Raw genomic sequence first — 12,037 nt, 5'->3', positions numbered from 1 at the left:
CATCATTTTGGAATTCAAGGACTCCTAATAATGTTATTCAAATATGAACCCAATTAATAATTTCTTCTAAAGTTAAGCCCTTGCTTCTGATTCGCTTACCAACCAGATCAGGGATCAGAGCACCCAGCTTTATTTACATTCACTTTTTTTGCTTTAACAATTAATCCAATAACAAATGAAAAAAATTTTATATCCGGCAGTCGGTTGTATTGCAATGGTTATTGGGATAGGCAATATATCCTATGCCAGTACTGCAGCAAGCACTCCGACTCCTTCCGTAGAAGGTAGATTCGATATAACAGTTACAGGTAAGGTTACTTCAGACACCGGTGAGCCATTAATCGGAGCAAGTGTTTCCCTGAAAGGTACTTCATCAGGTGCCATTGTAGGTGTAGATGGCACTTACAGACTTTCTGTTCCAGATGAGGGTGGTGTACTGGTTATATCTTATCTGGGCTATGTGTCACAGGAGGTTGCTGTAAATGGCCGAACCGTTATTGATGTTGTACTACAAACCGATGCCAAAGCATTGTCAGAAGTAGTTGTAATAGGATATGGTACACAGGAGAGAAAGGACATTACAGGTGCTGTGTCAACTGTTTCCTCTGAAGCTTTCGAATCGAGGCCAAATACGCAGGTAGCTTCACTAATACAGGGTAAAGCTGCCGGTGTGCAGGTAAACTCCAGTTCAGGTAGACCAGGGCAAGGCCTGAACATTAGAATTCGTGGAACGAATTCGATTAATGCGGGTAGCGATCCGCTATATGTTGTAGACGGCGTACCAACAACTGATACGCGCTCTTTGAATCCGGCTGATATAGAAAGCATTTCTATTTTGAAAGATGCTTCTTCTGCTGCTATATATGGTGCCCAGGGCGCAAATGGTGTTGTGCTGATAACAACAAAAAGAGGTAAAGAAGGTAAGCCCCGCTTCGAACTGAGTACCTATACTGGTTTCTCAAGCGTTTGGAAAACACAGCGTGTGCTCAACAGCGAGCAATACCGTGACCTGATGACAGAGCTAGGGTATAACACTGACTGGAGCCGTTATACTGAAAACACTGACTGGCAAAAAGAGGTGTTCCAGAATGGTTCTTCTCAAAACTACCAGTTGTCCCTTTCAGGTAAGTCAGACAAAACCTCTTACTATTTATCCGGAGGTTGGATGAAGCAGGAGGGTGCTGTTCGTAGTTCGGAAATGGACCGCTATAGCTTTAAATTAAACCTGGATCAGGAAGTGAACGACTGGCTAAAGTTAGGAACCAGTGTTAACTACTCCCGATATGCGGATGTTGATGTTACTCAAAATCAGGCCGTGAATCAGGGCGGTGTCATATTAGGCGTATTGTCTACGCCTCCTGTTATCGGTTTCTATAATTCTAACGGAACCTTTACAAGTAATCCGTTCCAGAACTGGGAGAACCCGATTTCAAGTACAGATGGTGCTATCAGAGGGTATACCAACCGCAGGTTCCTGGGTAATATTTACGGAGAGGTAGAATTCCTGCAAGGCTTTAAATACAGAAGCAACTTTGGCGTAGACTATAGCAATGCGATGAGCGATTATTTCCTGGACCCGTTCCGCACCAGTTATGGTATTGCAATGAAAGGCATTGGCCGCAATCAAACATGGCAGACAAGCTACCAGATTTGGGATAATACACTGTCTTACGATAAAGAATTTGGGCAGCACAAAGTTGGTGTGTTAGTAGGCTCTGTGATTCAGAAATTCCTTTGGGAGGATGCTTCTTTGGAAACAAGAAACTTTGCAAGTGCTGCAATTACTACACCTAGTGCCGGTGCTGAATTGATTTCTGCTACTGCTACGAAGATAGATAGAGCAAATGCCGCTGCTATTGGCCGTATTAACTACGATTATGCTGGGAAATACCTGCTTACCGCCAACTTTAGAGCTGATGGTTCCAGTAGGTTTGGTCCTGGAAAACGTTGGGGTTATTTCCCTTCTCTCTCTGCTGGATGGAGAGTATCAGAAGAGGCATTTCTGCGAAATGTTGAATTCCTAAACGATTTGAAATTAAGAGCAGGTTGGGGTATTGTGGGGAACGACCAAACTGAGGACTATGCCTACACAGGTCGGGTAGGTAGCGGTGCAAACTATCCTATAGGCGGTGTAGTAATGCCGGGTACATATCCTGCGTCTATTGAAAACAGAAATCTAAAATGGGAAGAATCCGAGCAGACAAACCTAGGTATTGATATTTCTGTATTAAATAACAGGCTATCTTTTACAGCTGATGCTTATCTGAAAAATACAAGAGACCTGCTGTTAAACGCACCGTTACCGAGGACAACTGGATACAACCAAGCTGTTCAGAACATAGGGAAACTTCAGAATAAAGGGCTTGAATTCCAAGTTGCATCTAGAAATTTAGTGGGAGATTTTACTTGGGATACCGACTTTAATATTTCTTTTAACCGCAATAAGGTGGTAAATGTGGTTGGCCAGGATCAGTTCTTTGGTGGTATACCAAGCCGTGGAGAGATTAGTTTAGTGCGTGAGGGATTGCCACTCGGAATTTTCTATGGATATGTTTTTGGAGGTGTTGATCCAGAAACGGGAATGGCTTATTACATCAATAAGGAGGGAGAGTCAACTTTTAGTCCTACTGCCGATGACAGAGCTATCATTGGTAATGCTAATCCAGACTTTCAGTATGGCCTGACAAACGATTTTGGTTACAAGGGTGTACGCCTGAGTATCTTCCTGCAAGGAGTTCAAGGGAATGATATTTTTAATGCTACACGCATTGAAACGGAAGGAATGCTGGACCCAAAGAACCAGACTATTGCTGTACTGGATCGCTGGAGACAACCAGGAGATATCACAAACATACCAAGAGCAGTTGCTAACAGTACTGCCAATTCCTTAGCTTCTACTCGCTTTGTTGAAAATGGCTCTTACCTAAGGGTGAAGGCGCTTACATTAAGCTATGATCTTCCTACTTCGCTGCTTAACAGAATACATATCTCTAATCTTAGAGTTTATGCGACAGGGGAGAACTTGCTGACATTTACGAAATATTCCGGCTTTGACCCAGAAGTAAATGCCTTTGGGGGAAGTAACACTGCTCTGGGAGTTGATTTTGGTACATATCCACAAACTAGAAATCTGATTTTAGGTCTGAATGTTTCGTTTTAATCAATAACATGAAATCATGAAAAAGAAAAATATTCTTCTATATACTTTAGGCCTTTCCTTATCTCTAGGTCTTTACTCCTGTGATAATTTTCTGGATCTGGAGCCAATATCCATGATAACAATAGATAATGCCTATGTAACGGGTAGCCAATTGGAAGCTGCCCTCACAGGTACTTATGAATCATTCCAGTCCAGTGACTATTATGTGTGGGATCATGTACTTTTCCAGGATGTACGCTCTGATAATCATTATGCCGGCGGCGATAACCCGGAAATTTTTCAAATTGACGCTTTAAACATCAATCCTACTAATGGCCGAGTTTTTAACGCCTGGTCTAATATTTATAATGCAATAGCAAAAGCTAACCTCGTACTGGAAAGAGCTCCTGCTATTACAGACCCGGCTCTTACAGAGCAGCGCAGAGCCCAGATTATGGGAGAAGCAGCCTTTTTACGTGCGTATCATTACTATAACCTGGTGAAGCTTTGGGGAGGCGTTCCTTTAGTACTGGAAACTGTAAAATCAGCTGATCCGGCAGTTGTACGTGTGCCACGCGCAACAGAACAAGAGGTGTATGCGCAGATTATCGCCGATCTGGAATTTGCGCTGGATAATCGTTTGCCGGATACCTACGGTAGCGATGCCAGTGTAAATAAAGCTCGTGCTACCAAAGGTGCGGCAAATGCTCTATTAGCAACAGTATATGCTCAAATGCCTACTCCTAACTATAATAAGGTGTTGGAACATGCGAATGCTGTTATCAATAGTTCTGCCGGTTACAGATTACTGGAAAACTATGATCACTTGTATGATGGGAACCATTACAATAATGATGAGTCTATTATGGAAGTGCAGTATCTGGGAAGCAACGAGGGTAACTGGGGGCCGCAAATGCACCTTCCTCCATCACTAAGTGGCGATACCTGGAGAAAATTTACCACGCCATCACATGATCTGGTAAATGCCTTTGATGCCGAAGGCGACGAGATTCGTAAAAACGCTACCATGGTTTTTGAAGCTGTGCCTTGGGCTGATGAGTATTGGAGCAACCAGACAGGAAGCCAGGTGCCGTTTGCCTATAAGTGGAGAAATGCCAGTGGCTGGGCCAGTGCGGATCGCCCGTACATTTTCCGACTGGCTGATATCATTCTACTGAAAGCAGAAGCTTTAAATGAGTTGAACAGACCAACTGAGGCAGCGCAGGAAGTAAACAGGGTCAGAAGCCGTGTTAGCCTGGAAGATGTGCCACAAACTACTGCAGCTTCTCAGACTCAGATGCGCACTGTTATTTTAAAGGAGAGGCGTTTAGAACTTGCTCAGGAAGGACGCCGTTGGGATGACTTGGTTCGCTATGGTGTGGCCCGTGAGGTTATGAATAACCTGAATGAAACAGACCTGCGTACCGGCCAGCGTGTAAATTACAATGTAACGGATGCAGATCTGCTGTTGCCTATCCCGCAGCAGGAGATAAACAGAAATCCTACACTGGAGCAAAATCCATTATAAACCATAATACAGTCGTTCAGCTCTGTGCTTACAAGTTTTGCCGGAGCTGAACACATGACTAGATTATATCTAAAGAATGATGAAAGTTTTATTAGAAGAGTTAATCTAAAAAGATGAAAAAAAATTATGCGCTTTTAAGCTTTGTAGCCATGCTGTTTGTAGTATGGTCGTGCAAAGAAATGGATAATCTGGATCCTGTGGGCAATTGGGAGCTTACAACACCTATTATCTCTACTCCTTCCGACAACGCAACGCTTGTCCTGAACCAGGATGAGCCAACTGAACAGATTCGTTTTGAGTGGCAGGCAGCTGTTTCCAGCGAGCGTTACCAGGTGAGGTATACTTTCGTGCTGGACTCGGCAGACAACCCGGATTTTAGCTCACCTATACTTTCTATGACATCTGGTGGCAGCGGGAAAAATCTGTTTGTAGCACCAACAGCCAGGCAGATCGACCAGGCTTTATCTGCTGCTGGTTATGAAGCCAATACAACAGCTAACCTGAAGTGGGCGGTAATGGCTCAATCCCTGGATAAAGTATCTGTAGCATCACAGGCCGTGCGTATAACCCGGTTTGAAACTGAGTCGGCACCGGCACAACTATACGTATCAGGTTCTGCCACAGAAAAAGGCGCAAACGTAACGTTGGCAATACCAATGAAAGCGCTGAAAGACGGGGATGGAAACCTTACAGGGATATATGAACTTTATACAGGTCTGACTGCCGGTGGAACCCTGCAGTTCTATGGTGCTCAGAGTGCAAGTGCTGTAAGTTTTGGCGGTGCAAGTGGTCAACTGCAGCGAAACGGAGCAGCTATAGCTTCACCGGGTGCGGGTGCATATCGTATTACGGCAGACTTTAACAACAACACCTACAGCTTTTTAAAAATTGATAAAATAAGCGTGGTAGGCGGGAACATTACGAATGGCTGGGGTGGCGATGAACCATTGCAGTACAAAGGTAATAGCGTTTGGGAAGGTTCCGTGAATCTGGTGGCAGACGCAGGGTATATTTTCAGAGTGAATGGTGACTGGGCCTATCAGATTAAAAGAATTGTAGGTACCACAAACCAGTTGGTGATGCAGTCTTTTGCTGAGGAAAATAAAATTACTTTTGAAGATCTACCAGCTGCAGGGGGTACTGGCAAGTACAAGTTTACAATAAACTTTGCAGCAGATAAGTACACGTATGCTGTTGAGAAAGACAATAGTGTTACGCCGCCTACAGAAGTTCCGAATCAACTGTTTCTGTTATCAGATGGTGCCAAGGTAGTAGAGTTAACCAAGTCCGGTAGCACTTTCAGTTCTGGTAAGTACCTGGCTTTGCAAAAAAGCAAGACGTATACTTTAAACACAAAAGAAGATGGCTCTGGTACTGCTTATACTATAACAGGAACCATCGGAGAAGCAGCTACTCCTACTGCTGATAAAGTAGAAAATAAGGTACAGGTTGGTGTTGGAAACACTGCCATAAATGTAGCACGCGATCAGGCTTACCAGCTATCGGTAAATTTTTCGAATGCAGAACTTGCCTGGAAGTACTATAACTTAAAACTTTTCCATTGGAGTACAGCAGAAGGCGGATGGGATGCCAGAACAGAAACCCCCATGACCTACGTGCATCCTTATAAATTCGAAGTTACCACTAACCTGCAGAAAGACTTTATTACTAAATTTAACTCGCCATGGGATGTGCAGTTCGGCACCAACGGAACCGCGCTGAGCGGCACCATGACAAATGGAGGCGAAGATTTCAAAGGTATCTCTGCAAGCGGAAGCTACATGGCTACCATTGAAATTGAGCCTGATTATGCTTCTGCAACGTATCAGTTCGTAAAACAATAAAATCTATTCTTGCTGCTCATTTCTCTGTTCACTAACAAGGGAGATGAGCAGCATTATTTTTATCTATAACTCAATTGCAGTGATGAAATATAAATTCAAACTAATTCTTCTTTTGTTTCTGACCAGTTGGCTAACCGCTTGTGGCGATGCTGACGAAGGACCAATTGCTCAACCACCTGCCAGTAAGGGAGAAGTAGACTTTTGGCTGACAAATGCAGACAAATCTGTATTGTTTACAAAGCAAAGTGGAGCTATAAACTTTAAGAGCGGCACGAACAGCTTTCCTACTATCACAATAGATACAACTACCACTTACCAGCAAATAGATGGCTTCGGATTTACACTTACCAGTGGCAGTGCACAGGTGTTGAGCCAGATGGGCAATAGTACAAGAAGCCAGCTGCTGAAAGAGCTATTCGGCGATACAGAAACAAACATTGGTATTAGTTATCTGCGCCTGAATATAGGCGCATCAGACTTAAGTGCGAATGTATACTCTTATAACGATTTGCCTGCCGGGCAAACAGATCCAACTCTGGCTAACTTCAGCCTGGAGCCGGACCGAGCCTATTATTTACCAGTTCTGAAAGAGATATTGGCCATTAATCCTGCTATTAAACTGCTGGCTACTCCCTGGTCGCCACCAACCTGGATGAAGACAAACAACAGTACTATAGGCGGAAATCTTAAATCGGAATACTACGACGCTTATGCCTTATACCTGGTAAAGTATATCCAGGCCATGCGGGCAGAAGGTATTACAATAGATGCCATTACTTTGCAAAACGAGCCACTGCACGATGGTAATAACCCAAGCATGTATATGTCTGCCGCCGATCAGGCCAGTTTTATTAAAAACAACATTGGTCCGGCTTTGCAACAGGCAGGTTTAACAACCAAAATCATTATTTATGATCATAATGCTGATAAACCTGAATACCCGCTTGCTATCCTGAACGATGCACAGGCTAAACCTTATGTGGATGGCTCCGCTTTTCACCTCTATGCCGGTGATATCTCAGCTCTGTCGCAGGTAAGGACAGCACATCCGGATAAGAACATCTATTTTACGGAGCAATATACTGGCACCAGCGGGAGCTTTGGTGGAGACTTAAGCTGGCATACGAAAAACCTGATAGTAGGCGCTACCCGCAACTGGAGCCGCAATGTATTAGAGTGGAACCTGGCAGCAAATCAGAATAATGGCCCTTATACAAATGGCGGATGTAATACCTGTTTGCCTGGAGTGACCATCGGTAATAGTGTTACCCGTAACGTGGCTTACTATATAATAGCCCACGCCTCTAAATTTGTTCGCCCTGGTTCGGTGCGTGTTGCTTCCAATATCACAGGATCACTTCAGAATGTGGCCTTTAAAACACCAGACGGAAAGAAAGTACTGATCGTGTTAAATGAGGGTACTGCTGCTCAAAGCTTTAATATTGCCTACAAAGGTAAACTGGCAACGGCTACTCTTAACGGTGGTGCTGTAGGAACCTTTGTGTGGTAACTGAACTCAAACTTATTACAGTGATATGCTTAAATATAAAAAACGATTTTATTTTGTTGTAACTGCGCTTTTAAGCTGTTGCATGGCTGGTTGCCAAAGGTATACCAGTGCTGAATCAGCTACCTCCGTTCAAAAAAGTACCGGTGAAATCTGGATTACCAACCCTGATCGCTCTGCCTTGTTTCAGCGTCAGGCAGTACCTCTTGCCTTTGGTACTGCTACTACATCAGAGCAACCGGTTATAGAAGTAAATGAGCAGGAAACCTATCAGGAAATAGACGGATTTGGCTTTACCTTAACGGGAGGCAGCGCTATGCACATGATCCGGATGAACCCTGCCAAGCGAGCAGCCATGCTGAAAGAGCTTTTTGCTACCGACGGTAATAATATTGGCATCAGCTATCTGCGGTTGAGTATTGGAGCCTCTGATCTGAACGAGCGTGTGTTTTCATACAACGATTTACCAGCCGGTCAGACAGACGCCAATATGGAAAAGTTTGACCTGGGGCCGGATCGGGAGGATGTTATACCTGTCCTGAAGGAAATTCTGGCTATCAACCCGAACATTAAAATTCTGGGTTCGCCGTGGTCGCCGCCAGCCTGGATGAAAACCAACAACGATACCAGGGGAGGAAGCCTGAAGCCGGAGTGGTATGATGCCTATGCAACGTATTTTGTACGCTATGTGCAGGACATGAAAAAGGAGGGGATTAAGATAGATGCCATTACAGTACAGAATGAGCCGCTGCACCCTGGCAATAACCCGAGTCTGCTGATGCTGGCTGATGAACAGGCGCTGTTTGTAAAAAAACACTTAGGACCAGCCTTTAAAGCGGCCAATATAGATACAAAGATCATCGTTTATGATCATAACGCGGACCGCCCTGATTATCCAATCTCCATTCTCGATGATCCTGAAGCGAAGCAGTATATCGATGGCTCTGCTTTTCATTTGTATGGCGGTAAAATAGAAGCTTTGTCTGAGGTGCACAATGCACATCCCGACAAACACCTGTACTTTACAGAGCAATGGATGGGGGCACCTGGAAACCTGGAAAAGGATATGGCAAACCACATCAAGAACCTGACCATTGGTGCAACCCGTAACTGGAGCCGTAATGTGCTGGAGTGGAACCTGGCAAATGACCCGAACAACAAGCCCTATACCGATCGTGGCGGCTGCGACAGGTGCCTGGGTGGCATCACCATCGATAAAGATGAGTTTACCAGAAACCCGGCTTATTATGTGGTAGCACATGCCTCTAAATTTGTTCGTCCGGGCTCTGTGCGTATCGAATCCAACTACTTAGATGAATTACCTAATGTAGCTTTTAAAACACCGGAAGGCAGAACTGTTTTGATTGTGCTGAACGATAGCAAGGCTGACAGTACCTTTGGTATCCGATCTCAAGGAAAAACAGCTAATGTTAAGTTAAATGCCGGAGCTGTTGCTACATACGTCTGGTAAAATGATCCAAAAGTGAATTTCTGCTAATAATCATGACTCATCCCTAATTTTAATAAGGGGCTAAAAAAGAAAAAAAGGCGTCTCTGGAATATCCCAGGACGCCTTTTTTAGGTTATTATCTGCCCACATACTGTAAATGGCAGTTGGCAATAACCTTAAAATAGCTGCTTTTACCTGCGCTAGGACTAATGCTTCCCTAAAAAGGTCTTTTGAAAATTCGGGATAAGTCATGTTTATAAAAATTTTAATTATTTTTTGTTTCTAATGGTATATATATATTATTATTATATAACAAATTATGCTATTATTATGAAATACAAACTTTTTCCCTCATCAGAATTTTATGGATGTTATTGTTCATCTCTTCATGTCAATTGCATGAAACAGATAGTATTGTAGAGCCAAAGCAGAACCAAGAGCAGAGCATTAACAGAATTCAGTATACTACTCTTGAAAATGAGCCGCAGTTAGCAGCTGTTCTGTCAAGAATTAGCCAAGATAATTTAAGAAACAGCACTGGAATAATTATGTCTGCTTTGTCAGGGCTGGATGCAGACCATATTCTGCGCGCACTTCAGCATGACAGTTCTTCTTATGCTTATCATTTGCCATACCTGGCTCTGCAACAAACAAGAAATTTTCGAACTTGGTGCTAAGGCAGGTGCCGGGAGGAGTTATTGGCAATATATATGAGTATGAGGCCAATGATAAGTTATACTACAATGAACAAGGTGCTCTGGATTTTGGCCGATTTACCAGAACTTTGAAAATATATGATTTAGAAGGTAGGTTATTAAAAACAAATAACCTGATTAATGGCAGGCAAGAAAAACCAGTAAATGCAAGAGTGGCTACTACTTATTGTGTAGACCATATCAAGTATAACTATGAATGTGTAGACGGCTCAGTAAACGATACGGCAGCAGGAGGTTACGGTTTAAATTGTGATGGGGTCATTTATATGGATATTTTTGTTTCTGAGTGTGATGGAGGAGGTAGTGGTGATTGGGGCGGAAATTATGGCAACGGTTATTATGGAGGAGGGTCTTACATACCTGATGACTCATATTATGGTAGTGGGGGTGGTTATGGAGGAGGGACAGGAGGTTCTAGCGGAGGATCAGGTGGAAATAGTTCTACTTATCCTATCACCATTAGTGTTGCAGCCCCACCTCTTGTTATAGTTCCGAGTGCCTGGGAGTTAAAAGAGCTTATTGAGAATAAACCTTTTGCTTTATACGGGGAGGATATTCCGTGTGCACTGATACAGCAGTGGATGGCTCTGGCGAAGTTTAAGGTCAGTCCTGAGCTAAAGCAGAAAGTAAACAATATTGTTGCTCTTTCTGCAAATACGCCAGGGGTTCTCTTATATGGGCTGCCATCAAACTCAGCTTATATATCTAAAGTATTAGACATTGACAATGCCTATAGCTCGGTTGTAAATATGGACTACTTCAGCGTGAATGTAAAAATACTTCCTATTATTAACGGGCAAAGGGCAACCCCGCAGCAGTTCTTGAATCACATACGTACGAACATTAACACTTTTGTTGATACAAAAAAATCAAAATTTACAGCATATAACCATTACGGTGTTGATGATCATGCGCTTTGGAACTCTTCTAATCCTACAGGGGCAATTGTAAGTATAGATATTCCATTGAATGATGGTTCTGTTATAGTTTCAAAATATTCGCCCAATAGCTGGACGTTCTCAACTATTAAAGACCCTTATAACGGACTGCACCCCGTTAGTGGGAATAGGGAGTTTGGCTATACAGCTAATGCAGATGGTAGCTATAACTTCTATGTTATGGGTGTGGATCGCCTAACTGATGTGTGGGGAACAATCGCACAATCAGCGAGTGGCTTCCCTTTTGACCAAGCAGATGCACTATGGACATCTTTTCAAGATAAGATTGTTGCTTTCGTAAATGATCCTTCAAATGGTGGAACTCCTGGAGCAGCTGCCAAAAACAACACAGATCCCGAGCCTTTAAGACCAGACTGGGTAAAAGTAATAAATGTAATAGACGGAAAACAACCATTAAGCACTTTATCCAATGACTGTAACTAAAGAAAATAATTTGTTGCCTTACCTAACAGTAAAGCTTTTGGGTATAATGCTACTTATATTTCCTCTGTTTACTGGAATACTTACAGCAGCAATAGAGTCGGTTTTTGATAATAGTAGTACTTCTTATTATAAAAATGCTAAGATTGTCTGGGGCGGAACACTATTTTATGGTACTTGGTCCTTCCTCCTATTTATATTACTCCCTTATAGTCTAGTTTATATTTACTCGTCCTTAAGCCGAAGAAACATATTTCTTAAGTTTTTAGCTTTCTTTGTGTTGCTGACGTTGATGGGGTTTGTTGTTCCAGAAGGCTCTGTGATTGATTTTTTTGGTTCGTCCCCTTATCCGAGGGTGTTGATTCTATACTTTTTTCTAACAATCACGCTTTGCCCGCTGTGCAACATAGCTTTGGATAGAATTGTTAAGAATAGAAGTATTGGAGAGCAGGAATAAAAGAAATGTAAGAGACT

General features: G+C 43.0%; 8 protein-coding genes. 7 read left to right on the top strand and 1 reads right to left on the bottom strand.

Features of this window, described 5'->3' with window-relative positions; translation table 11 throughout:
• The first annotated feature begins 175 nt into the window (after positions 1-175).
• From C1N53_RS13290 to C1N53_RS13270, 5 genes are all read left to right on the top strand, one after another.
• The gene (locus C1N53_RS13290; protein WP_240773217.1) at positions 176-3,160 is read left to right on the top strand and encodes a TonB-dependent receptor; all 2,985 of its coding nucleotides are present in this window, start codon (positions 176-178) and stop codon (positions 3,158-3,160) included.
• Between the two features lie 16 nt (positions 3,161-3,176).
• A complete protein-coding gene (locus C1N53_RS13285; protein ID WP_137759772.1) occupies positions 3,177-4,667 on the top strand; it encodes a RagB/SusD family nutrient uptake outer membrane protein in 1,491 nt (496 codons plus the stop codon).
• 113 nt (positions 4,668-4,780) lie between these two features.
• Positions 4,781-6,511 carry a SusE domain-containing protein gene (locus C1N53_RS13280; RefSeq protein ID WP_137759771.1) on the top strand — a complete coding sequence of 577 codons (1,731 nt, stop codon included), beginning with the start codon at positions 4,781-4,783 and terminating at the stop codon, positions 6,509-6,511.
• Between the two features lie 82 nt (positions 6,512-6,593).
• On the top strand, positions 6,594-8,021 hold the full coding sequence (locus C1N53_RS13275; protein ID WP_137759770.1) for a glycoside hydrolase family 30 beta sandwich domain-containing protein: 1,428 nt from the start codon (positions 6,594-6,596) through the stop codon (positions 8,019-8,021).
• Between the two features lie 82 nt (positions 8,022-8,103).
• Positions 8,104-9,489 carry a glycoside hydrolase family 30 beta sandwich domain-containing protein gene (locus C1N53_RS13270; protein ID WP_137759769.1) on the top strand — a complete coding sequence of 462 codons (1,386 nt, stop codon included), beginning with the start codon at positions 8,104-8,106 and terminating at the stop codon, positions 9,487-9,489.
• Positions 9,490-9,549: 60 nt separating this feature from the next.
• Here the strand turns inward: C1N53_RS13270 and C1N53_RS22565 are convergent, their stop codons facing one another.
• Entirely contained in the window at positions 9,550-9,720 is a 171-nt protein-coding gene (locus C1N53_RS22565) for a hypothetical protein (RefSeq protein WP_168194030.1), read from the bottom strand.
• 430 nt (positions 9,721-10,150) lie between these two features.
• Between C1N53_RS22565 and C1N53_RS13265 the strand changes: the two genes are divergently transcribed.
• Positions 10,151-11,566 carry a hypothetical protein gene (locus C1N53_RS13265; protein ID WP_137759768.1) on the top strand — a complete coding sequence of 472 codons (1,416 nt, stop codon included), beginning with the start codon at positions 10,151-10,153 and terminating at the stop codon, positions 11,564-11,566.
• Positions 11,553-12,020: a hypothetical protein gene (locus tag C1N53_RS13260; RefSeq protein ID WP_137759767.1), complete on the top strand. Its 468-nt coding sequence runs from the start codon at positions 11,553-11,555 to the stop codon at positions 12,018-12,020. The genes C1N53_RS13265 and C1N53_RS13260 overlap by 14 nt, the downstream gene beginning before the upstream one ends.
• Positions 12,021-12,037 lie beyond the last annotated feature (17 nt).

This window comes from Pontibacter sp. SGAir0037 (genome assembly GCF_005491705.1).
GTDB lineage: Bacteria > Bacteroidota > Bacteroidia > Cytophagales > Hymenobacteraceae > Pontibacter.
Note: the sequence above shows the minus strand (reverse complement) of the source record. Positions and strands in the feature narration are given on the sequence as shown.

Excerpts from the sequence above, each read along its gene's own strand:
- C1N53_RS13275 (WP_137759770.1), top strand. The coding sequence starts at position 6,594 with ATGAAATATAAATTCAAACTAATTCTTCTTTTGTTTCTGACCAGTTGG.
- C1N53_RS13280 (WP_137759771.1), top strand. The coding sequence starts at position 4,781 with ATGAAAAAAAATTATGCGCTTTTAAGCTTTGTAGCCATGCTGTTTGTA.
- C1N53_RS13270 (WP_137759769.1), top strand. The coding sequence starts at position 8,104 with ATGGCTGGTTGCCAAAGGTATACCAGTGCTGAATCAGCTACCTCCGTT.
- C1N53_RS13290 (WP_240773217.1), top strand. The coding sequence starts at position 176 with ATGAAAAAAATTTTATATCCGGCAGTCGGTTGTATTGCAATGGTTATT.
- C1N53_RS22565 (WP_168194030.1), bottom strand. The coding sequence starts at position 9,720 with ATGACTTATCCCGAATTTTCAAAAGACCTTTTTAGGGAAGCATTAGTC.
- C1N53_RS13285 (WP_137759772.1), top strand. The coding sequence starts at position 3,177 with ATGAAAAAGAAAAATATTCTTCTATATACTTTAGGCCTTTCCTTATCT.
- C1N53_RS13260 (WP_137759767.1), top strand. The coding sequence starts at position 11,553 with ATGACTGTAACTAAAGAAAATAATTTGTTGCCTTACCTAACAGTAAAG.